This is a genomic window from Acetobacter sp. AN02 (assembly GCF_029759835.1).
Taxonomy (GTDB): domain Bacteria; phylum Pseudomonadota; class Alphaproteobacteria; order Acetobacterales; family Acetobacteraceae; genus Acetobacter.
In genome coordinates this window covers 1-20,826 of sequence record NZ_JAJJND010000040.1, presented here as the reverse complement: position 1 = coordinate 20,826, position 20,826 = coordinate 1, and the positions used below count along the sequence as shown (strand labels likewise).

Annotated in this window: 22 protein-coding genes; 11 read left to right on the top strand and 11 right to left on the bottom strand. The window is 62.5% G+C overall.

What is annotated here, in order from left to right:
• The first annotated feature begins 64 nt into the window (after window positions 1-64).
• Window positions 65-292: a hypothetical protein gene (locus LOC54_RS06630; protein ID WP_279313042.1), complete on the top strand. Its 228-nt coding sequence runs from the start codon at window positions 65-67 to the stop codon at window positions 290-292.
• A 111-nt stretch (window positions 293-403) separates the two neighbouring features.
• On the opposite strand, the gene groL is transcribed toward LOC54_RS06630, so the two are convergent.
• Window positions 404-2,041 (bottom strand): chaperonin GroEL, encoded by a 1,638-nt coding sequence (groL, locus tag LOC54_RS06625; protein ID WP_279313041.1) that lies wholly within the window; start codon window positions 2,039-2,041, stop codon window positions 404-406.
• A gap of 68 nt (window positions 2,042-2,109) precedes the next feature.
• Window positions 2,110-2,403: a co-chaperone GroES gene (groES, locus tag LOC54_RS06620; RefSeq protein WP_279313040.1), complete on the bottom strand. Its 294-nt coding sequence runs from the start codon at window positions 2,401-2,403 to the stop codon at window positions 2,110-2,112.
• A gap of 382 nt (window positions 2,404-2,785) precedes the next feature.
• Between groES and pstC the strand changes: the two genes are divergently transcribed.
• From pstC to LOC54_RS06580, 8 genes are all read left to right on the top strand, one after another.
• Window positions 2,786-3,790, top strand: coding sequence for a phosphate ABC transporter permease subunit PstC (pstC, locus tag LOC54_RS06615; RefSeq protein WP_279313039.1), 1,005 nt, complete (start codon window positions 2,786-2,788; stop codon window positions 3,788-3,790).
• Between the two features lie 59 nt (window positions 3,791-3,849).
• Window positions 3,850-4,707 (top strand): phosphate ABC transporter permease PstA, encoded by an 858-nt coding sequence (pstA, locus tag LOC54_RS06610; RefSeq protein WP_279313045.1) that lies wholly within the window; start codon window positions 3,850-3,852, stop codon window positions 4,705-4,707.
• A 74-nt stretch (window positions 4,708-4,781) separates the two neighbouring features.
• Window positions 4,782-5,528 (top strand): phosphate ABC transporter ATP-binding protein PstB, encoded by a 747-nt coding sequence (gene pstB, locus LOC54_RS06605; protein WP_279313044.1) that lies wholly within the window; start codon window positions 4,782-4,784, stop codon window positions 5,526-5,528.
• A 28-nt stretch (window positions 5,529-5,556) separates the two neighbouring features.
• A complete protein-coding gene (gene phoU, locus LOC54_RS06600) occupies window positions 5,557-6,273 on the top strand; it encodes a phosphate signaling complex protein PhoU (RefSeq protein ID WP_279313038.1) in 717 nt (238 codons plus the stop codon).
• A gap of 14 nt (window positions 6,274-6,287) precedes the next feature.
• Entirely contained in the window at window positions 6,288-7,004 is a 717-nt protein-coding gene (locus LOC54_RS06595; RefSeq protein ID WP_279313037.1) for a winged helix-turn-helix domain-containing protein, read from the top strand.
• Window positions 7,001-8,197, top strand: coding sequence for a cell wall metabolism sensor histidine kinase WalK (locus LOC54_RS06590; protein WP_279313036.1), 1,197 nt, complete (start codon window positions 7,001-7,003; stop codon window positions 8,195-8,197). The genes LOC54_RS06595 and LOC54_RS06590 overlap by 4 nt, the downstream gene beginning before the upstream one ends.
• A gap of 96 nt (window positions 8,198-8,293) precedes the next feature.
• On the top strand, window positions 8,294-9,322 hold the full coding sequence (pstS, locus tag LOC54_RS06585; RefSeq protein ID WP_279313035.1) for a phosphate ABC transporter substrate-binding protein PstS: 1,029 nt from the start codon (window positions 8,294-8,296) through the stop codon (window positions 9,320-9,322).
• Window positions 9,323-9,454: 132 nt separating this feature from the next.
• Entirely contained in the window at window positions 9,455-9,985 is a 531-nt protein-coding gene (locus LOC54_RS06580; RefSeq protein WP_279313034.1) for a hypothetical protein, read from the top strand.
• Here the strand turns inward: LOC54_RS06580 and uraH are convergent.
• From uraH to LOC54_RS06535, 9 genes are read right to left on the bottom strand one after another with little or no spacing between them, the layout of a single operon-like run.
• Complete coding sequence (gene uraH / locus LOC54_RS06575) at window positions 9,965-10,303, bottom strand: hydroxyisourate hydrolase (protein ID WP_279313033.1); 339 nt, start codon at window positions 10,301-10,303, stop codon at window positions 9,965-9,967. The genes LOC54_RS06580 and uraH overlap by 21 nt on opposite strands.
• On the bottom strand, window positions 10,300-10,833 hold the full coding sequence (uraD, locus tag LOC54_RS06570; protein WP_279313032.1) for a 2-oxo-4-hydroxy-4-carboxy-5-ureidoimidazoline decarboxylase: 534 nt from the start codon (window positions 10,831-10,833) through the stop codon (window positions 10,300-10,302). Before uraD ends, uraH begins: the two co-directional genes overlap by 4 nt.
• Window positions 10,830-11,729, bottom strand: a complete 900-nt coding sequence (gene puuE / locus LOC54_RS06565) for an allantoinase PuuE (protein ID WP_279313031.1) — start codon at window positions 11,727-11,729, stop codon at window positions 10,830-10,832. Before puuE ends, uraD begins: the two co-directional genes overlap by 4 nt.
• Window positions 11,726-12,961: an alanine--glyoxylate aminotransferase family protein gene (locus LOC54_RS06560; protein ID WP_279313030.1), complete on the bottom strand. Its 1,236-nt coding sequence runs from the start codon at window positions 12,959-12,961 to the stop codon at window positions 11,726-11,728. Before LOC54_RS06560 ends, puuE begins: the two co-directional genes overlap by 4 nt.
• Window positions 12,961-14,220: an allantoate amidohydrolase gene (locus LOC54_RS06555; RefSeq protein ID WP_279313029.1), complete on the bottom strand. Its 1,260-nt coding sequence runs from the start codon at window positions 14,218-14,220 to the stop codon at window positions 12,961-12,963. The genes LOC54_RS06560 and LOC54_RS06555 overlap by 1 nt, the downstream gene beginning before the upstream one ends.
• Window positions 14,214-15,806 (bottom strand): gamma-glutamyltransferase family protein, encoded by a 1,593-nt coding sequence (locus LOC54_RS06550; protein WP_279313028.1) that lies wholly within the window; start codon window positions 15,804-15,806, stop codon window positions 14,214-14,216. The genes LOC54_RS06555 and LOC54_RS06550 overlap by 7 nt, the downstream gene beginning before the upstream one ends.
• 23 nt (window positions 15,807-15,829) lie before the next feature.
• Window positions 15,830-17,170 (bottom strand): AtzE family amidohydrolase, encoded by a 1,341-nt coding sequence (locus LOC54_RS06545; RefSeq protein WP_279313027.1) that lies wholly within the window; start codon window positions 17,168-17,170, stop codon window positions 15,830-15,832.
• Window positions 17,167-17,370 (bottom strand): DUF4089 domain-containing protein, encoded by a 204-nt coding sequence (locus LOC54_RS06540; RefSeq protein WP_279313026.1) that lies wholly within the window; start codon window positions 17,368-17,370, stop codon window positions 17,167-17,169. The genes LOC54_RS06545 and LOC54_RS06540 overlap by 4 nt, the downstream gene beginning before the upstream one ends.
• Window positions 17,367-18,845 (bottom strand): NAD(P)-binding domain-containing protein, encoded by a 1,479-nt coding sequence (locus LOC54_RS06535; protein ID WP_408740309.1) that lies wholly within the window; start codon window positions 18,843-18,845, stop codon window positions 17,367-17,369. Before LOC54_RS06535 ends, LOC54_RS06540 begins: the two co-directional genes overlap by 4 nt.
• Window positions 18,846-19,266: 421 nt before the next feature.
• Between LOC54_RS06535 and LOC54_RS06530 the strand changes: the two genes are divergently transcribed.
• A complete protein-coding gene (locus LOC54_RS06530; RefSeq protein ID WP_279313025.1) occupies window positions 19,267-20,247 on the top strand; it encodes a hypothetical protein in 981 nt (326 codons plus the stop codon).
• A 179-nt stretch (window positions 20,248-20,426) separates the two neighbouring features.
• Window positions 20,427-20,753, top strand: coding sequence for a hypothetical protein (locus LOC54_RS06525; RefSeq protein WP_279313024.1), 327 nt, complete (start codon window positions 20,427-20,429; stop codon window positions 20,751-20,753).
• Window positions 20,754-20,826 lie beyond the last annotated feature (73 nt).

Below are 20,826 nucleotides of genomic sequence, written 5' to 3'. Positions count from 1 at the left end.
CGAACAACCTTGGCGCATCATGTCAATCGGACTGCGCAATTGGGCGCATAGGTTCTAGCAATCAATGGTTGGTATTACCCTGCGGGCGGCTGAGGAGGCCACCTGGCAGCCTGTGGCGACGGTTCCGCGTGACGGCAGTCCGGTGATGCTGTTTGTCCGCGGGGCGGACAGGAAAGAGTATATCTGGCTCGACCGGTGGAATTCGTATCTGTCGCGCTGGGAGGCGGCCGGGGCTTCGCGCCCGACGCACTGGCGTCCCGTGCCGGGGCCGCCGCCGCCCTCCCCTGCCTGAACTGACGGGTCTTTCTGAAATGCAGAACGGGCGCATCCCCTGAGGGAATGCGCCCGTTTCTGTACGGCAGATTTCCGGAGGACGGATCCTCCGGAAACCTGCGGTGTGACTTCAGAAGTCCATGCCGCCCATGCCGCCCATGTCCGGACCGGCTGCCGGAGCTTTTTTCTCCGGCTTCTCGGCGATCATGGCTTCCGTGGTGATCAGCAGGCCGGCAACAGAAGCCGCATCCTGCAGAGCCGTGCGGACGACCTTCGTCGGGTCGATGATGCCGGCGGCGACGAGGTCTTTATACTCGCCGACCTGGGCATCGAAGCCCCATGCGTAGTCGTCTTTCTCGAGCACCTTGCCTGCGATCACGGCGCCGTCTTCACCGGCATTGTGTGCGATCTGACGCAGCGGGGACTGAAGCGCCTTGCGGATGATCTCTCCGCCGACCTTCTGGTCCTCGTTGTGGTAGTGCAGGTGGCTCAGGGCTGCCGAGGCGCGAGCCAGGGCCGTGCCGCCGCCCGGAACGATGCCTTCCTCAACCGCGGCGCGGGTTGCGTGCAGCGCGTCGTCCACGCGGTCCTTACGCTCCTTCACCTCGATCTCGGAGGCTCCGCCGACGCGGATCACGGCGACACCGCCGGCCAGTTTCGCCAGACGCTCCTGGAGCTTCTCGCGATCGTAGTCGGAGGAGGTTTCCTCGATCTGTGCGCGGATCTGGCTGCAGCGGCCCTTGATGTCCTCTGCGTTGCCTGCACCCTCGACGATCGTGGTGTTCTCTTTGTCGATGTGGATCTTCTTGGCGTGACCCAGCATGTTCAGCGTTACGGTCTCGAGCTTGATGCCCAGATCCTCGCTGATGACCTGGCCGCCCGTGAGGATTGCGATGTCCTCGAGCATGGCCTTGCGGCGGTCACCGAAGCCCGGAGCCTTGACGGCGGCGATTTTCAGACCGCCACGCAGCTTGTTGACGACCAGAGTTGCCAGAGCCTCTCCGTCCACGTCTTCCGCGATGATGACCAGCGGACGGCCGGACTGCACGACGGCCTCGAGCAGCGGGAGCATCGGCTGCAGGGAGGACAGCTTCTTCTCGTGGATGAGGATGTACGGGTTGTCGAGATCGGCCGTCATCTTCTCCGAATTCGTGACGAAATACGGGGAGATGTAGCCGCGGTCGAACTGCATGCCCTCGACGACGTCGAGCTCGGTGTGCAGGCCTTTTGCTTCCTCGACGGTGATCACGCCTTCGGAGCCGACCTTCTGCATGGCCTGGGAGATCATGTCACCGATCTCTTTCTCGCCATTGGCGGAGATCGTGCCTACCTGGGCCGTCTCGGCCGGGGTCGTGATCTTTTTCGTGTTCTTCTTCAGTTCCTCGACGACGGCGATGACGGCCTTGTCGATACCGCGCTTGAGGTCCATCGGGTTCATGCCCGCTGCGACGGCTTTCGCACCTTCGCGGACGATGGACTGGGCCAGGACCGTGGAGGTCGTGGTGCCGTCGCCGGCGATGTCGTTAGTCTTGGAGGCGACCTCACGGATCATCTGGGCGCCCATGTTCTCGAACTTGTCTGACAGCTCGATTTCCTTGGCGACGGAGACACCGTCCTTCGTGATGCGCGGAGCGCCGAAGCTCTTCTCGATCACGACGTTACGGCCTTTCGGGCCGAGCGTCACCTTCACGGCGTCTGCAAGAATGTCCACGCCGCGCAGCATGCGCTGGCGGGCCTCACCACCGAACTTTACGTCCTTGGCAGCCATTGTATTTCTCCTAAAGAATAATTTTCCAGAGTGCGTTTAGATAGAAAACGGACGGATCAGCGAGGCATTCAGGCCGCGATCACGCCCATGATGTCGCTCTCTTTCATGATCAGCAGCTCTTCGCCGTCGATCTTCACTTCCGTGCCGGACCATTTGCCGAACAGGACGCGGTCGCCTGCCTTGACGTCGAGGGCCACGATCTGGCCCTGCTCGTTGCGGGCACCCGGGCCGACGGCCACGATCTCGCCTTCCATCGGCTTCTCTTTTGCGGTGTCGGGGATGATGATCCCGCCGGCCGTCTTCTCTTCACCGGTCAGGCGACGGACGACCACACGATCGTGCAGGGGACGGAACTTCGTCATGGTGGATTGCTCCGAATCTTCGGGCTGCGCCCTTGTCTTTAAGCGACGCAGCTGCTTGTCACGCGCTTAACGCCGCAGTGCGTTAGCACTCCCACCCCGGGAGTGCCATAACGCAGATAGGAATCCTGTTCCCCTGAGTCAAGCGGTGGGTTCTGTTTTCACGTGCTGTTTTTTTCCGGATCGTTTTGCGGACCGTTTTCCGGGAGGCTGATTTCCGCGGGACTCATTGCCGTGGCGGGGGATATTTTTCCTTTTCCGTCTTTTTTCCGGGACGGTGGGAATGTCCGTGCCATAAAACTGTCATGAAAAGCGGTCCGCGCGGATGTTGCCGCGTCCGGGCGCCTTCAGTATTCATTTTCCGCGAAAGATCGACGGAGTGATCATGACTGACAGCCCGGCTTCCGCTGAGGTACAGCCCCCGGTACAGGAGACCCGGTCCGGTGAGGCGTCTTCGGGGAGGAGTTCCTCTGCCGGGGATACCGTGTTCCGGGCTGCGGTTCTGGTCTGCGGTGTCAGTGTTCTTCTGCTGCTGGGCGGCATTATTCTTGTCATGATGGCGGGGAGCGTGAAGGCGTTCTCCACGTTCGGTTTTGCCTTTCTTTCCAGTTCGGCGTGGAATCCGGTCACGCAGCATTACGGGGCTCTGGCGCCTGTGGTCGGGACGCTGCTCACGAGTCTGATCGGTCTTGTGATTGCCGTTCCGCTGGCGTTTGGCACGGCGTTCTGGCTCACGCAGCTTGCATCGTCCCGGATTGCCGGTGTGGTCGGGATGACGGTTCAGCTTCTGGCGGCGGTTCCCTCGATCATTTTCGGCATGTGGGGGTTTTCCCTGATCGTTCCTTTCATCGCGCGGTATGTTCAGCCTGCCCTACTTCATTCCGTGGGAGGTGTTCCGGTGATCGGTGCTCTGGTGAAGGGTGGTTTTTACGGCACCGGCATCATGACGGGGGGGATCATTCTGGCGATCATGGTCACGCCGTTCGTGACGGCGGTGATGCGTGACGTGTTCATCTCCGCGCCGCCTGTTCTCAAGGAGAGTGCGTTTGGTCTGGGGGCGACGCGGTGGGAGGTGATGCGGCATGTCATTCTGCCTTGGTCGCGTCAGGCCGTGATCGGCAGTGTGGTTCTTGGCATGGGGCGTGCGATGGGGGAGACGATGGCGGTGACGTTCGTGATCGGCAATGCCAGCCGTCTGAGCTGGTCCCTGTTTGCGCCGGGCAATACGATTGCCTCTCTGATTGCCCTTGAGTTTCCGGAGAGTCCGGCGGGCAGTCTGAAACTTTCCGCTCTTATGGCTCTCGGGACCATTCTGATGGTGCTTTCCTTTCTTGCCCTGTGTGCATCTCGGTTTCTGACCGGTGCCCGTCCCGTGGCGCGTCGCAAGTGAGCGGCGCGGGATCTTCTCCGGGCGGCGGGGTACGGCCTGACGTGGCCCGGCCTGAGGGGGTGCGTGACAGGTGGAAGACGCCTGGCGGGCTGGCGTTCCGGCGGCAGTTTACCGACCGTCTGGCGTCCGGGTTCAGCTATGCCGCGACGACGGTGTCGGTTCTGGCTCTGGCGTCCATTGTGTGGACCCTGCTTTCACGCGGGCTGCCGGGTCTGACACTGCTGACGTTTACGCATATGACGGCGTCTCCGGGCCAGGAGGGCGGTCTGGCCAATGCGATTGCGGGCAGTCTGTTCCAGACGGCGGCGGCGATTGCACTGGGGGCGCCGCTGGGTCTGATGTGCGGGATCTATCTTGCTGATTACGGGCAGGGGAAGCTGGCTTCGACCGTGCGGTTCGTGTCTGACATGCTGCTGTCCGCGCCGTCGATTCTGATCGGTCTGTTCGTTTATCAGACCATTGTTGCGCCGATCGGGCATTTTTCGGGATTTGCCGGGGCGATTGCGCTGGCTATTCTGGCGCTGCCGATTGTGGTCCGCACGACTGAGGACATGCTGCGTCTTGTTCCGGTTTCGATGCGCGAGGCGGGAATTGCGCTCGGGGCCTCAAAATGGCGGGTGATTCTGTTCATCTGTCTGCGGGCGGCGAAGACGGGTGTGATGACCGGGATTCTGCTTGCGGTGGCGCGTGTGGCCGGTGAGACGGCGCCTCTGCTGTTCACGTCTTTAGGTAATTCCGGCTGGAGCTTCAGCCCGGCCGAGCCGATGGCCAGTCTTCCGGTGACGATTTACCAGTATGCGGGATCGGCGTTTACGGACTGGGCGCAGATGGCCTGGACCGGTGCCCTGCTGATTACTCTTGGCGTGCTTGCCATCAATATTCTTGTCCGGACCGGTTTCGGACGTAACGGGACCTGATCATGACTGCGAGCCCTGCACTGAGCGGCCTTCCGGGCGGCCTTTCCCTGCCCCAGAACGAGACGCACCGTCCGATGATCTCGGTTCGGAATCTTGATTTCTATTATGGTGAGCACAAGGCGCTGCGGAATATTTCCCTGAATTTTCCCGAGCGCTGCGTGACGGGCATGATCGGTCCGTCGGGCTGTGGCAAGTCCACGCTTCTGCGTGTTCTGAACCGGATGTATGATCTTTATCCCGGGCAGCGTGCGACGGGAGAGGTTCTGTTTGACGACCGCAATGTCATCAGTCCGGACATTGATCTGAACCGGCTGCGTGCGCGGATCGGCATGGTGTTTCAGAAGCCGACGCCGTTTCCGATGTCGATTTATGACAACATCGCGTTTGGTGTGAAGCTGCATGAGACGCTGTCGCGCTCTGAGATGAATGACCGGGTTGAGGATGTTCTGCGGCGTGTGGCGCTGTGGAACGAGGTGAAGGACCGGCTGCATGCGTCCGCGACGGCGATGTCGGGCGGGCAGCAGCAGCGTCTGTGCATTGCCCGCACGATCGCGACGAAGCCGGAGGTGATTCTTCTGGATGAGCCGACGAGTGCTCTGGACCCGGTCTCTACGGCGCGGATTGAGGAGCTTCTTGATGAGCTCAAGAAGGAATTCACGATTGCCATCGTGACGCACAACATGCAGCAGGCTGCGCGCTGTGCGGATCAGGTGGCGTTTTTCTATCTTGGCGAGCTGGTTGAGGTGGACAGTACGGATGTGATCTTCACGGCGCCGCGTGAGGCCCGTACACAGGATTACATTACGGGTCGCTTCGGCTGATACCGGTCGGGGACGGAGGAGCTTTCGGATGACGGAAACATCGCACACCGTGAAGAGTTATGAGCAGGAGCTTGAGCTTCTGCGCAACATCATGGCGCGCATGGGCGGTCTGGTTGAGCGTCAGACCTCTCTGGCGGTTGCGGCCGTGATTGACCGCAACGAGGAGGCGGCGATCGAGGCGCCGGATCTTGATCCGCAGGTGGATGAGCTGGAGCGCGAGGCCGAGACGCTGGCGATCCGGATTCTGGCGCTGCGGTCTCCGATGGCGGTGGATCTGCGTGAGATCGTGTCGGCTCTGAAGATTACGGGGGATCTTGAGCGGATCGGGGATTATGCCTCTTCCATCGCCCGGCGGTCCATGAAGCTGGATATTGCGGACAGCGGCATTTCCCTGACGGGTCTGCGGAGCATGGGGCGTCTGGTTCAGGACAATCTGCGGCGTGTGATCGATGCGCTGTCCCAGCGGGACCGGGATCGTGCCATTGAGGTCTGGCAGGCCGATACGGCGGTGGATGAGTTCTATACCTCCATGTTCCGCGAACTGATGACCTATATGATGGAGGATCCGCGTTCCATCACCTCTTGTATTCATCTTCTGTTTGTCGCGAAGAATCTCGAGCGGATCGGGGATCATGCGACCAATATTGCCGAGCGCATCTATTATGCCGCCACCGGGCAGATGCTGCCTGCGGTACGCCCGCGCGGCGGTCTGGCCGCGTCTGCGCCGTCGCGGCCGGCGGAATAGGCAGGTCCGGGGTTATGTCGTCTTCGGGAGATACGGTACAGGTTCTGCTTGTCGAGGATGATGCGGCACTGCAGGTTCTGATGCGTTATAATCTGGAGAAGCTGGGTTATACCGTGACGGTTGCGGGCAGCGGGGCTGAGGCGTTTGCGGCTCTGTCTGCGGGGCGTCCGGACGTGATGATTCTGGACTGGATGCTGCCTGGCACGCAGTCCGGTCCGGAGGTCTGCCGGAGGCTGCGCAGTGATCCGGAGCTGAAGGATATTCCGGTGATCATGCTGACGGCCCGTACGGATGAGACGGACAGCATCAGCGGGCTTGAGTCCGGGGCGGATGACTATCTGGTCAAGCCGGTCAGTTTTCCGGCTCTGGATGCGCGCATCCGTGCGCTGCGGCGGCGTCTGAGTGTCAGTTACGATCATCTGCGGTTTGACGACATCACGCTTGATACCACGCGCCATCATGTGGAGCGCGGGGGGCGGCGGATTCAGCTTGGTCCGACGGAGTATCGTCTGCTGGAGTTTCTTCTGCGGGCGCCGGGCCGTGTTTTTTCCCGCGAGCAGATTCTTCAGGCGATCTGGGGGCGCAACATTCATGTCGAGCTGCGGACGGTGGATGTGCATATCCGCAGGTTGCGCCGGGAGCTGAATGCGCCGGGGGAGAAGGACCCGATCCGGACGGTCCGTTCCGCGGGATATGCGCTTGAATATTCTGCTGACAGCGCGGACGGGTGAGTTTTTTCCCGCTCCTTGTTGCGGCCGGGATCGGGGGCGGGGTTTTATGTGGCTGGCTGGCCGGATGCCGTTCGGGGGTTGTCTCCGTGCCGGATGTGCCCCCTGCCCTGCCCCTGGCTGTTCCGTCTGATCCCTGTCCTTCGGATGTTCTCAAGCAGATACTGACCATTCTGCCGTTTCCGGCGCTTCTTCTGGATCATGGCTGTCGCCTGTTTTTTGCCGGTCCTGAGGCGCGGGCGGTTCTGCAGGATGCTCTGGGGGCGCTGATCCGGCATCCGGCTCTGTTCATCATGTTCCGGGCGGCGTCTGAAAACGGGACGACGGAGAGTTCGGACATTCCGCTTGATGTTCCGGTCCGGCGGCTTCTGCGCGTTACGCTGGTGCCGCTTCCGCAGGATCTGTCGGCCGCGGATGCGCCTCTGATGCTGATGCTGTTCGAGGATATTTCGGCGCAGGAGGCCATTGAGCGCAGCCGTGCGGATTTCGTGGCTTTTGCGAGCCATGAGCTGCGTACGCCTCTTTCGGCGCTGAGCGGGTTTATCGAGACGCTGCGTGGTCCTGCGGCGGATGATCCTGACGCGCAGCGGCAGTTTCTGGGGATCATGGCGCAGCAGGCGGGGCGGATGCAGAAGCTGGTTGACCGTCTTCTGACGCTGTCGCGGGCGGAGATGCTGGAGCGGCGGCGTCCGCAGGGCGTGATCCGCACGGAGGCGCTGGCGGAGATGCTGCGTGAGGAGACGGCGGATTTTCTGGCGGCGCGTGATGCGGTTCTTGAGCTGCGGGTTTCTGCCTTTTCGCTGCCGGGCGATCCGGATCAGATGCTGCAGGTTCTGATCAATCTGACGGAGAATGCAGCGAAATATGCCCGTGTTCCGGGGCGGGTCACGCATATTGTCCTGAGCTGTGCAGCGCATCGGGCGGGGGATCAGGATGGCGTGCTTCTGAGTGTGTCAGATAACGGGCCGGGGATTGAGGCGCGGCATCTGCCGCGTCTGACGGAGCGGTTCTATCGCGCCGGGCAGCCATCTGATGACGGGACCGGTCTGGGTCTGGCGATTGTCAGCCATAGTGTGGACCGTCATCTCGGGAAGCTTCTGATTGACAGCACGCCCGGCGAGGGAACGACTTTCAGCGTCTGGCTGCCGCTGCGGCCGGAGCGTCCCGTGCCCCGGGAGCGTGCGTCCCTGGTGTAGGGTCTTTACCTGCGGCGAAAAATATGGACAGAAAGCGTTTTTCCGGACGATTCGTTCTGGCGGATCGTCCTTATTCTGTCCGGAGTTCTGACCGGGATGAGATATCACCGGAGATCACCCCTGCGCGCTTCCGTCCTGTATCTCGCCGGGTTGCTGTGTCCGTTCCTGCCTGCTGTGGCGGGGGCGGCGGAGATTACCGGGGCGGGGTCCAGCTTTGCAGGTCCGGTCTATCAGGCCTGGGGGGATGGCGCGAAGGCGGCGGGTGTTTTTCTGAATTATCAGAGCATCGGTTCAAGTGCCGGGCAGAACCTCGTGGCGGCCCGGACCGTGGATTTCGGGGCGTCCGATGCGCCGATGAAGCCGGAGCGGCTGGCGGCCTCTCATCTTTTTCAGTTTCCGACGGTGACGGGCGGGATCGTGCCTGTCGTCAATCTTCCGGGGATCGGGAACAATACGCTCCGGCTGTCCGGGCCTGTTCTGGCGGCTCTGTTTGACGGACGGATCTCATCCTGGCGTGATCCGCGGGTTGCGGCGCTCAATCCCGGTCTTGAGCTGCCTGATCTTCCGGTTGCCTCGGTCCACAGGGCTGACGGGTCCGGGACGACGTTTGTGTTTACGTCCTATCTGTCGCGTGTGTCTCCTGAGTTTCGCGATGCTGTCGGGGCGGCGAGTTCCGTGGCCTGGTCTGCGGGGGCCGGGGCGCGGGGCAATGACGGGATCGGGGCCACGATCCGCACGACGGTCGGCAGTATCGGCTATGTTGAATATTCCTATGCGCTGAACAACGCGATTCCGATGGTGCTTCTGCAGAATCACGACGGGGCGTTCGTTGCGGCGGGGAGCGCGAGTTTTTCCGCTGCGGCGGCCCGTGCGGACTGGGCGCATGCTTCGCATTTTGCTGCCGATCTTCTCGACAGTTCCGGGCAGGATGTCTGGCCGGTTGTTTCCGCGACTTTCGTGCTGGTTCCGGACAATCCCGCGGATACGGAAAGAGCCGCGGCGGTTCGAAAATTCTTTGAATATGCCTTTGCGAACGGGGATAAAGCGGCTGTGAGGCTGAGCTATATCCCGCTTCCTGAGGGGCTGCGCCGGGATATTCTCGCAGCCTGGCCGGGAGGGCGCTGAGCCGGTTCATGACAGGGCAGGCCGGAGGGTTTCCGGGCGGATCTTTTTTACGAATCCGTCCGTCTTTTACCTCTTTTTCAGAAACGCGGCCTACGCTCCCCTGACAGAGAAATTTTCCGGCGTGTGAAAGCCATGTCTCAGATTATCTATCAGAATTCAGATATTTTCGTCAGCAGCGATATTGCGCGGATCGGCCGGACGACCTGGAACGTTGAGTCCATTACCAGCGTGTCTGTCGACCGGAGCCGGGATCTGGCGCCCTTTCTCATGCTTGGTGTTGCGGCGGCGGCTTTTGTGGCCTCGATCATGGCGATCGTGGCGTTTGCGCTTTCCACTGCGTCTTTCATTCTGATGGAAATTGATCTGGGGGCCACGTCTTTTTCGGATATTGCCGCTGATCTTGCCACGTCAGCCCTCATGATTCTTGCGGTTGCGGCCATTGCCGTTTTTTTCTGCCGTGTGGCTATGCGGATATGGAAAAAATGTGACCGGAACAGTTGTTTTTTTATTCTGAAGACGCAGTCCGGCGAGCGCTGCATTCAGGGGCCGTGGAGTGCGACGCGCGCCATGCGGCTCAAGCAGGCGATCGAGACCGCCCGGTCTGCCGCGAGAAAGCGGCGGGGAAGCAGCGGGACTGAAGCTTCAGCTGCCTCTGTAGGTTGAAAAGCCGAACGGGGAGACGAGCAGCGGGACGTGATAATGTCCGCCGCTGCCGGATATTCCGAACACCAGGGGCACCTTATCGAGGAACGGGGGATCTGACAGTTCCGTTCCCTGCTGCCGGAAATAGTCTGCGACCGCGAATTCGAGGCAGTAGCTTCCCGGTTCCAGAGCTCCGGTATTTTTCAGCTCCGGGCAGCGTCCGTCCGGATTGGTCTCTCCGCTGAACAGCAGCTTGCCCTCCTGTCTGAGCGTGACACTCATGCCGGCGGCCGGGCAGCCCGAGACGAGATTAAGGACATGTGTGGAGAGAGTGCTCATGATCCGTTCTCCAGTTTTTTTATGACATCCTTAAAGCGCAGATCTGCGATTTTATCGATTTCTGCAAGAGCTGCTGCCTGTTCCTCTGCCTCGGTATTGTTCAGTCTGCGGTCCATTTCCGACAGAATGTGCTGTTTGTCGCTCAGCCTGACGCAGATGATGAACGGGATACTGAATTTTGCGGCATAGGCGTCATTCAGTCTGCGGAATTCCGTGTATTCGTCACGGGTGAGACGATCGAGTCCTGCGGAGGCCTGTTCCGAGGATGAGGAGTCTGTGAGGGACGGGTCCGCGCCGAAGCGACGGGCAAGTTCGGGATGTTCGCGGATCAGGGCCATTTTCTGCAGGGCAGTTGCCTCTGCGATGACCGTGCGCATTGTCTCCCTGACGTGATCCGGAGAGCTGAAGGGGTGCGCTTTTTTCCAGGCGGCTTCCGCGATCCAGGGCGAGTGTTCGTATAATGCGCCGAACGTTACGATGAAGCCTGCGCGGTCCAGCGTGTTGATGCGGGTAAGGACGGTATCGGTCATGCCGGGTGTGTTTCCAGCCAGTGGCGGGCGATATCGAGCCGGGTGGCGACCCAGACGTTCTTATGTGCGGCGACGTGATCGAGGAAGCGTGCCAAGGCACGGGCGCGGCCGGGGCGGCCTGCGATGCGGCAGTGGATGCCGACGGACATCATTTTCGGCTGTGTCTCTCCTTCTTCATACAGCTGGTCGAAGGTGTCGCGCATGTAACGGTAGTACTGCTCCCCTTCCGTGAAGCCGTTGAGGGAGACAATTTTCATGTCGTTGACGTCGAGTGTGTAGGGGACGATGAGCTGTGGTCGGCCGTGGCTGCGATCGTAATATGGCAGGTCATCGGCGTAGGAATCCGCGTCGTAGATGAAACCGCCTTCTTCTGCCACGAGGCGGGCGGTGGCGGGGCTGGTGCGTCCCTGGTACCAGCCCAGCGGGCGGCTGCCGGTCGCTTTCGTATGCAGGGCGATGGCTTGAGCAATATGTGCGCGTTCCACGTCTTCGGGGATGTCCTGGTAGTCGATCCAGCGCAGGCCGTGTGAGGCGATTTCCCATCCGGCGGCGAGCATGGCCTCCGTGGCCTGCGGGTTGCGGGCCAGGGCCAGGGCAACGCCGAAGACCGTGACCGGCAGGCGGCGTGTGGTGAACAGCCGGTGCAGACGCCAGAATCCGGCGCGTGAGCCGTATTCGTAGAGGCTTTCCATGGCGATGGCCCGGGCGCCGGGGACGGAGCGGGCGCCGACCATGTCGGAGAGGAAGGCTTCCGAGCCTGCGTCTCCGTTGAGCACGGAGTTTTCCGCGCCTTCCTCGTAATTGATGACGAACTGCACGGCGAGGCGGGCGCCTCCGGGCCATTTCGGATCCGGCGGGGAGGCTCCGTATCCGATCATGTCGCGCGGATCTGTCATGCCTGTGCGCTCCAGGCTGTCAGCGCGGCATCGACGCCCGCGCCGCGCGGCAAGGTGAAGCCTTCGGCGGCCAGCACCGTTTCCAGTGCGCCGATGGTCTGCAGGACCTTGGCTTTCTGTGCGTTAAAGCCCATCGCGCCGATACGCCAGATGCGCCCGGCGAGCGGGCCGAAGGCGGTGCCGATCTCGATTTCGAAATCCTCTCTCATCCGCTGGCGGACCGCATCTCCGCTGATACCTTCGGGGATCCAGACGCCGGTGACGTTTGGCATTCTGTGTGCGTCCTGTCCGAAGAGGCGCAGGCCGAGTGCGCGCAGTCCGGCGCAGACGGCGCGGCTGGCGGCGCGGTGGCGGGAGAAGCGTTCGGGGAGTCCCTCCTCAAGCATGATGCGGGCGGCTTCTCTGGCCGCGTAGAGCATGGTTGTGGATTCCGTATGGTGGTTCAGGCGTTTTTCCGACCAGTAATCCATAATCATTGCCAGATCGAGGTAGTTTGAGGCGATACGGGGCCGGGTTCCGTCTGCGGTCGTGTCGGTTCTCAGCCCCTGTTCGACGTGGCGGCGGGAGAAGATGTGGTCTGCCGCGCGGTCGGAGATTGTGACCGGTGCGGAGCCTGGCGGGCCACCCATGCATTTCTGGAGGCCGCCGGTGACGATGTCGATCCCCCAGGCGTCCGTGCTGACGGCCATGCCGCCGAGTGTCGCTGTGGCGTCGGCATAGGATAATACGCTGTATTTCCGGCAGAGTTCCCCGATTCCGTCGAGCGGCTGCACCATGGTTGTCGAGGTATCTCCGTGTACGCAGGCGAAGATCTGCGGCCTGTGTTCGATCAGGGCTTTTTCGATCATGTCGGGTGTGGCGACCTCTCCCCATTCGAGGTCGATCGTGCGGATATCCGCGCCGATGCGTGCGGCGATTTCCGAGAGGAGCAGTCCGAAACGTCCGGCGTTGAGGATGAGGATTTTCGACCCGGGCTCAACCAGGGAGACCAGGGCGGCCTCGATGCCTGCGCGGGCGGTTCCGTTGACGAGGAGGGTCTGCCGGTTGCGTGTCATGAACACCTGGCGGTAGAGCGCCATGGTCTGGTTCATGTAGTCCGTCATTTCCGGGTCGAACTGTCCGAGGACGTCTGCGGCCATGGTGCGCAGGATGCGCGGGTGTACGTTGGCCGGTCCCGGCCCCATCAGCAGGCGCTGCGGCGGATTGATCTGGCTGAAAAACGTATCCGGCATCAGGGGGTTTCCTCGTACAGTGTCACGAACCGTTCCAGGGCGGCGATGGCGAGTTCCACGTCCGTATCCATGACGGATTCTTCCGGATTGTGGCTTATGCCCTCGCGGCAGCGGATGAAGAGCATGGAGACGGGGGTGAGGTGTGCCATGATCATGGCGTCATGTCCGGCACCGCTGACCAGGCGGCGTTCCGCGGTTCCGGTGACCTCGCGCACGGCCTGGCCGAGCAGTCTGTCCAGGGCGGGATCGCAGTGTACGGCGGGCAGTTCCTGGCGCAGGATGATTTCGGCCGTCACGCCGCGGCGGGCTGAGATCTCGCGGATGGCGTCTGTGATCCTGTCTGCGGCGCGGTTGCGGATATCGTCCGTTCCCGCGCGCACGTCGATCGAGAAGACGACGTCGCCCGGCACGACGTTGACGACGCCGGGCCAGACCCGCAATGCGCCGACCGTTCCCACGAGGCCGTCCGGTCCGTCTGCGGTTGCGTTTTCCACGGCGAGGATCATTTCCGCTGCGGCAGCCAGGGCGTCGTGGCGCAGGGGCATGGCCATCGTGCCGGAATGTCCGGCGCGGCCGTGCAGTTTCACCTCGTAGCGTCTCTGGGCGGCGATGGCGGTGACGACGCCAAGCGCCTGTCCTTCCGCCTCGAGCACCGGGCCCTGCTCGATATGGGCCTCGATCCAGGCGAGCACGGTTGCGGGATCACGGCGAGCGCGGTTCAGCCCGGGGACGGTCAGTCCGGCGGTGAGCAGGGCTGTTGAGAGGAGGATGCCGTCTCTGTCGCGCAGTTCGTGCAGGTTGCTGTCGTCGAGCACGCCGGCCAGGGCACGGGTGGAGATCATGGTTTCGGGGAAGCGTGAGCCTTCCTCGTCTCCGAAGCCGACGACTTCTATGGCGAAGGGAAATCTCTTTCCCTGTGCGTTCAGCCGTTCCACCAGCTCGATGCCGATGACGACGCCGAGCATGCCGTCATAGTTTCCGGCGTCGCGCACGGAATCGACGTGTGAGCCGATCAGGAGGGCCGGGGCATCGGGTGTCGTGCCTTCGTAGCGTCCGATCAGTGTGGCGGCGGCATCCCGGCGCACGGTCATGCCGGCCTCGCGCATCCAGGCGGACAGGGCTTCGATGGTGGCGTGGTATCCCGGGCCGAGCCAGGGGCGGAACAGCAGTCCGGCCTCGTCCGTGAAGGGATCGCGGCCGAGCAGGTCGCAGCGGGCGACGGCGCGGGCGCCGCCGGGCGGGAGGAGGCCGTTCACCATGCAGCGACGCCCCCGTCGCTGCGCGGGTCGGTTGCGCCTTCGATCAGGCCGCCGGGATGTCTGACCAGGGCACCGGCATGGCCTGTCAGGGAGGTGAAGGGGGCGACGCGCTCGACCGCGTGGCCCGCATCCGCGAGCGCCGTGATCAGGGCTGGATCGAATCTGTCCTCGTATTTCAGGGTCGTGGTCTCCTCGCCCCATGTCCGTCCCAGAAGCCAGCGCGGGGCCGTGATGGCTTCCTGAAGTTCCATACCGAACCGGGCATAGCGTGTGAACAGGGCCGCCTGGGTCTGGGGCTGTCCTTCTCCGCCCATCGTTCCGTAGACCATCCGGCGGCCGTCGCTGAACAGGGCGGCGGCGGGGTTGAGGGTGTGGAAGGGTTTGCGTCCGGGGCTGAGGATATTCCAGCCGCGTTCGGCGATCCGGAAGCTTGCGCCTCTGTTCTGCCAGACGATGCCGGTCTGTGGCAGGACGACGCCGGAGCCGAATTCGAAATAGGTGCTCTGGATCATGCTGACCGAGCAGCCTGCCGCGTCGGTCACGCCGAACCAGACGGTATCTCCGAGCTGTGAGCGGTGCGGCCAGGGGGCGGCGCGATCGGGTCTGATGTCGCGGGCCATGGCGTCCAGGGCTTCGGGGCTGCTGAGGAGAGCCTGGCAGTCTTCCGTCATCCAGGCCGGGTCTCCGACATGGGCGTCCCGGTAGCGGAAGGCTTTTTTCGTGGCCTCCACCAGGCCGTGGATATGGGCGAAGCTTTCTCCCGAGGTGACGACCAGGCGATCGAACAGGGCGAGGATCAGCAGGGAGGCGATGCCCTGGGTTGGCGGGCCCATGTTGAACAGGCGGGCGTCGCGCACCGTGACGGACAGCGGTTCGCGCAGTTCCGCTTCCTGCCGTGCGAGATCCTCTTCCGTGACGGGGCTTCCGGCGGCGGCGAGGTCCTGTGCGATGTCCTTTGCGACCGCACCGTCATAGAAGCTTCTGAAGCCGTTACTGGCGAGGCGCCTGAACGTGCCGGCAAGGGCGGGGTTTTTCAGGATCTCTCCGGTCTGCAGCGGGCGGCCTGCGGGTTCGAACACGGCGGCGTAGCCCGGGGCTGCGCGCAGGCCCTCCCCTTTTTCCACGGCGATCTCAGCGCCGCTGCGTGTGACGGCGACGCCGTTATCGGCGTACCAGATCGCGTCCCGCAGCAGGCGTTCGCGTGTCAGGCGGGTTCTGCTTTCCGGTCGCAGGGACAGGGCTTTTTCCCATCCCGAGACCGTGCCTGCGACGGTGTTGGCGGCAGCCCCGCCCCGCCAGGGGATGGTTGTCATGTCCTGGCTGCGGTACCAGTCCGGGGTTGCAAGAGACCCTGCGCGGCCGCAGGCGTCGATGGACCGGACCGTTCCGTCGGGTCTGCAAATCAGCCAGAAGCTGTCTCCGCCGACGGAGGTCATGTGCGGGTAGACCACGGCGAGGGTTGCGGCGACGGTGACGGCGGCTTCGATGGCGCAGCCTCCGTCCTTGAGGACATCGAGACCGGCCTGGGCGGCGAGGTGATGCGGCGCGGTGACCATTCCGCGCAGCGAGCGGGCAGTATTGAGCAAGGTGTTCTGTTTCCCCGGGGAGTTCAGGTTCGGGCCGTAAATCCGAGGAGTCCGGCGTCGCGCAGTGCGATGGCGGCGGCGAACAGCAGGGATTCGGCTCCGGGACGGGCGATGAGCTGGACGCCCAGCGGCAGGCCGTGCGGGCCGGGCGTGCGCAGCGGGGCGCTCAGAACCGGCATTCCGGCGAGTGTCAGCGGCTGGGTGAACAGTCCGAGATTGGCGCGGGCGGAGACCGGTTTTCCTCCGAGCATGATGGTCGGCTCATCGATGCGCGGGGCGACGCCTGTCGTTGCGGGAGCGATGAGGATGTCCGTTTGTGCGAAGGCCTCGTGCATCCGGCTGCGGAACCAGCGGCGCAGGCGGTGGGCCTGGATGACCGGGCTGGCGGGGAGCAGGGCTCCGGCCATCAGCCGGTCTCTGGTGGCGGGGTCGTAGAGTTCGGGCTGGGTTTTCAGGCGTGGCAGGTGCAGGTTTCCGCCTTCTGCCGCGGTGATGACGAAGGCGGCGGCGCGGGCGCGGTCGGCTTCGGGCAGGGTGTATGTTTTCGGGGGGCCGAAAAAGGCGGCCAGGGCTTCCAGCCCGGCTTCCAGCGCGGGATCGAGATCCTGCCTGAACCATCCGTCCAGGCGTGCCACGCGCAGGCCTTTCAGCGAGGCAGGTGGTTCCTCTTTCGTGCCGGACAGGACGGAGAAGGCAAGACGGAGGTCTTCGGGTCCGTCGGCGAAGGGGCCGATCATGTCGAGGCTGGCGGAGAACGGATAGACGCCTGTCAGGGGCAGTGCACCCTGGGTCGGGCGCAGTCCCCAGATTCCGCACAGGGAGGCCGGAACGCGGATGGAGCCGTTCGTGTCCGAGCCGAGTGTGAGGGGCAGGAAACCTGCGGCGACGGTGGCGGCTGATCCGCCGGAGGAGCCTCCGGCCAGGCGGGTCGTGTCGCGGGGGTTACGCGTTACGCCGTAATGGGCGTTGTCGGTGGCAAAGCCGTAGGCGAATTCGTCCATATTCAGCGTTGCGACCGGGATGGCACCGGCTTTGCAGAGCCGTTCGATGACGGTGGCGTCCCGTGCTGCGGGCGGGGCATCGCGCAGGACGGCCGATCCGGCGGTTGTCGGCAGTCCTTTCACGTCGAAGAGATCCTTGACGCCAAACGGGACACCGGCCAGCGGGCCTGTCGGGCTGCCGTCCCGGACGGCGCGGTCTGTGGCGTCTGCCGCGGCCAGGGCGCGGTCTTCCAGCAGGCGTGTCACGCTGCGGAGCGGGGCGTCGTGCTCTTGCAGCGTGCGGAGCGTGCTTTCGATGGTTTCGCGTGCGGAGCGCTGACCGGAGGCTGTTTCCCGGGCGATATTTCCGAGGAGGCCGTTCATGCGCCGTGTCCTTCGGGCGAATATTCAGGCGAATACTCACTGGCCGGTTCGCAGTCATCGGGCAGGGGCAGGCCTTCGATCAGGGCCATGTAGTGTCTGAGCAGTTCCGTATTGGCCGCAACGCCTGGCAGGGCGTAGTCCGGCAGGGTGAGGCCGACCTGTCGCGCGAGCAGGCGGAGTTCGTTTTCGGGGGCTGTCACGCCTGATCCTTTCTTTTCGTATTTGTCTGCTGATCTGCGTCTTCCGGCGGCGGGTCCGTGCTGATCAGTTCCGGGGTATTGTAGGCCATCAGGCTGTCGAGATGGTACTGCCCGTCTGCCACGAACAGGTCACGCACGAGGCCGTTCACGAGGCGGCTGACGCCAAATCGCATACCGCTGATGGAGGAGCCGGACAGGCCCATGCTTGGTGTTGCCGCGAAGGTGAAGTTGTGGATTGCGGAGAGCATGGCGGCCTGCGGATCGTCCGGGTTTTTTGCCTGGAACTGGTAGACATCTCCCAGATAGGGGTGGGATCCGAGCATATCGTGTTCCTCTCCTTCCGGCGGGACGAAGCGGTCGCGCCACAAGGCGACGGAGGCGGCGAAGGAGGCTGTTTCCTTCCGTTTTGCAAGGTCGATCGTAAAGCCGGTTCCGATGATGAGGAAGTCGAAGCGCATCTCCCCCTGCGGGGTTGTGACGACGATTTCCTCTCCGTCCATACGAACGTCTGTCCAGGGACATCCTGTGTGGAAGGCGAAATTCGGGTGTCTGCGGCAGCGCCAGAACGTGTCCTGGGGCGGCGGCTGGTTCAGGTCGTAGATCCGCGACATGAAGCGCCAGCGGAGCAGGTCCGGCAGTTCGGAAAACTGCGAGAGGAATCCTGTATTTTCCATCCATCGATAGGGATTGACCGCGGGGATGGCCTTGCGCCTGAGGCACAGATCGACCGATCCGGCGCCCGCTTCGAGAGCTGTACCTGCGTTGTCGAATGCTGAGGCTCCGGCACCGAGGATGCCGATCCGTCTGCCCTTCAGGGCTGTGAAATCGATCGGTTCGGAGGTGTGGGCGTATCTTTCGCGCGGCACGGCGTTGCGGATGAAGGCGGGTGTATTCCAGCAGCCGCCGCCGTCGATCCCTGTGGCGAGAACCAGTTTGCGGGCAAGACGGGTTGTGGTGGTGCCTGCGCCGGTGCGGAAGGTCAGGCGCAGCAGCCCGTCCTCCTGCGTGACGTGCTCCAGTTCCCGGTCATTTTCGACCGGCAGGGCGAGGGTGTCGCGATACCAGTCGAGATAGGCCTGCCAGTCCTGGCGGGAGATTTTACCGAGCGCGTCCCAGGCGTCCGCGCCGTAGCGGGCTTCATACCAGGCGCGCGGGGTGAGCGAGGCGATGCCCATATCCGGTCCGGTGACGTAGCGCGGGGTCCGCAGCGTGATCATTCGGGCGAAGGTGATCCATGGCCCCTCCCCGCCGCGCTCCGCCCGATCGAACACCGTGACGTTGCCGACATTGAGGCGCCTGAGGGCGAAGGCCGTTGCCAGGCCGCCCTGCCCTGCGCCTGCGATCGCGACATCGAGCACCGGCTCCGTGCCGCGGGTGGTTTTTTTCATCCACGCGCCGCGGGGGTAGTCGATCAGGTCCAGATCGCGGTGCACCTGTTCCGCAAGTCCGTTCAGCTCTCCGGTCCGTGTTCCCACCCTGCGCTCCTGCCTCTTTCGTGTCCCCGTGCGGTCCGTTTCGTGGCGGCCCGGATATCATCCTGATCCCGGAATTATTTTCCGCAAGCTTTTTTCCTGCATCCCGGCCTTACCGATTCGGCAGAGATCCCCTCCGGCGGGGCGCCAGAACTTATAAAAAACATTTATTTTCATTGTGTTACAAAACAATTCAGGGAATTCGCGAAAAGTGCTTTTTTATTGTTGCAATTAATAATCGATCTCAATAACATTCACCTCACCCACGGTTCCTGACAGTGTCCCAACCGTCAGTATCGTCGCCTCGTCCGTGGGCGCTTCAGGCGGCACCGGTCTCTCTCCCCCGGAAGACCGGTGCCGCACTGGAAGTTCTGACCGGCTGAAACCCGCCGGCATTCCTTCTGATTTTCCGGAAAGCTGTCCTATGCACGAAACAACCGGCTGCGACGCCTCCTGGCATCTGATTCACTCCCGCCCGTCCCGGATTCTGGCGTATTTCACGCCGTCGCGCGGGTTTTCCGCCCAGCTCAACCCCCTGATCAGCCGGTTTCGTGACGTTAACCTGCTGTGCTGCGGGGAGTCATGTGATGAGCGTCTGTGCCATCTTCGGGATGAGCTGGCGTTTCATCTCGTGCGGATGTCGCGCTGGTGGGGGTTTGAGTTCTGTCCACGTGCCCTGACGGATATGCGGGGGCAGGAGTTCATGACCTGTGTGCGGGCGCATATCGACCGTAATGCGGATGATGCCGTGTTTTTCGATCTGTTTACTATGCAGCACCATATGCGGACCGGAGATCCGGACCATGTGCTTGTTCTCGGGCGGGGGTCTGCTCCGGGCGGCGCGCGGGTTCTTTACGGTGCGGACGGGCAGAAGCGGTTCCGTTTCGCGACCGAGACCGGCGGGCGGCATCCTGTGTGGCATGAGCAGGTCTGTCCTGATTTTGTCAGTGCCTGGCTTGCGGCATCTGCATTTCATACACCTGCTGATGCGGGGTGTGACGGTGTTATCAATGAGTATGTGCTTGCCGGGATCGAGCATGAGCGGGCGCGGACCTGGCATCAGCAGCATCTTTACGGCACCGGAGCGCGCAATGTCGTGCGGCTTTATGCGGATGCGCTGCTGACTCTGTCCTCCTGTCAGTCCCGGTTCGGGCGGATGGAGTTCGAGGCGATTGCCAATGCGCTTGCGTTCGGGATCATGTCTCTGGCCTTTGAACGGCGCATCTGTCCTTCCGATCTGATTGATGAGGAGGGAGAGAGCGGAAAAGGCACGATTTTCACGGCGAGTATTATTACCCGGCGGGCACGGTCCTGGGTTATGAGCTGTGTTGATCCGTATCAGCGGCCTGATTGCGATGCTCTGATCGATCACGTCGTCCGGCACAGTTTCCGCCGCTGTTCCTGAGGGGGTGCTTTTCTGTCTCAGGGCAGGAAATAAGGGATATATTTATTTCCATTTCGTGTCGTAATGTGGTGCATGATCTGTATCTCAGTATCTGACGGCACCTTGCTTTTAAAACCTTAATGAAATCTGATAGTGTCCCGGTGCGGGGTTTGCGCGTCTTTTGAATTTGGCTCTGTCTGATGATTTATACTTCGAATGATGCTGGCTTTTCTGAGTTTCAGTTCGGCAGGACCTGCCTTTCTGAGGATGCTCTATGGGCATGGAAAACTCTGAACGCCCGCATGCCAGGGGCCGGAGAAGAAAAAGAACAGAGTGGGTATTATGCGATTTTGCACGAGATGATGGCGACCCGATCGGTGTCGGGAGAGAGCAGTCTTGATCAGGCAGCATTACATCCACAGCTGATTCTTACGATGGTGTGTGTCAATCCGGCAGCGGCCGGGATCTCCCCGGCTGTCACGGGCACTGTCAGCGACCCCGCTTATTTATCCGGTTATGGTGTCTGATACCAACCATTGATTGCTAGAACCTATGCGCCCAATTGCGCAGTCCGATTGACATGATGCGCCAAGGTTGTTC

Excerpts from the sequence above, each read along its gene's own strand:
- LOC54_RS06630 (WP_279313042.1), top strand. The coding sequence starts at position 65 with ATGGTTGGTATTACCCTGCGGGCGGCTGAGGAGGCCACCTGGCAGCCT.
- groL (WP_279313041.1), bottom strand. The coding sequence starts at position 2,041 with ATGGCTGCCAAGGACGTAAAGTTCGGTGGTGAGGCCCGCCAGCGCATG.
- groES (WP_279313040.1), bottom strand. The coding sequence starts at position 2,403 with ATGACGAAGTTCCGTCCCCTGCACGATCGTGTGGTCGTCCGTCGCCTG.
- pstC (WP_279313039.1), top strand. The coding sequence starts at position 2,786 with ATGACTGACAGCCCGGCTTCCGCTGAGGTACAGCCCCCGGTACAGGAG.
- pstB (WP_279313044.1), top strand. The coding sequence starts at position 4,782 with ATGATCTCGGTTCGGAATCTTGATTTCTATTATGGTGAGCACAAGGCG.
- phoU (WP_279313038.1), top strand. The coding sequence starts at position 5,557 with ATGACGGAAACATCGCACACCGTGAAGAGTTATGAGCAGGAGCTTGAG.
- LOC54_RS06595 (WP_279313037.1), top strand. The coding sequence starts at position 6,288 with ATGTCGTCTTCGGGAGATACGGTACAGGTTCTGCTTGTCGAGGATGAT.
- pstS (WP_279313035.1), top strand. The coding sequence starts at position 8,294 with ATGAGATATCACCGGAGATCACCCCTGCGCGCTTCCGTCCTGTATCTC.
- LOC54_RS06580 (WP_279313034.1), top strand. The coding sequence starts at position 9,455 with ATGTCTCAGATTATCTATCAGAATTCAGATATTTTCGTCAGCAGCGAT.
- uraH (WP_279313033.1), bottom strand. The coding sequence starts at position 10,303 with ATGAGCACTCTCTCCACACATGTCCTTAATCTCGTCTCGGGCTGCCCG.
- uraD (WP_279313032.1), bottom strand. The coding sequence starts at position 10,833 with ATGACCGATACCGTCCTTACCCGCATCAACACGCTGGACCGCGCAGGC.
- puuE (WP_279313031.1), bottom strand. The coding sequence starts at position 11,729 with ATGACAGATCCGCGCGACATGATCGGATACGGAGCCTCCCCGCCGGAT.
- LOC54_RS06560 (WP_279313030.1), bottom strand. The coding sequence starts at position 12,961 with ATGCCGGATACGTTTTTCAGCCAGATCAATCCGCCGCAGCGCCTGCTG.
- LOC54_RS06555 (WP_279313029.1), bottom strand. The coding sequence starts at position 14,220 with ATGGTGAACGGCCTCCTCCCGCCCGGCGGCGCCCGCGCCGTCGCCCGC.
- LOC54_RS06545 (WP_279313027.1), bottom strand. The coding sequence starts at position 17,170 with ATGAACGGCCTCCTCGGAAATATCGCCCGGGAAACAGCCTCCGGTCAG.
- LOC54_RS06530 (WP_279313025.1), top strand. The coding sequence starts at position 19,267 with ATGCACGAAACAACCGGCTGCGACGCCTCCTGGCATCTGATTCACTCC.
- LOC54_RS06525 (WP_279313024.1), top strand. The coding sequence starts at position 20,427 with ATGATTTATACTTCGAATGATGCTGGCTTTTCTGAGTTTCAGTTCGGC.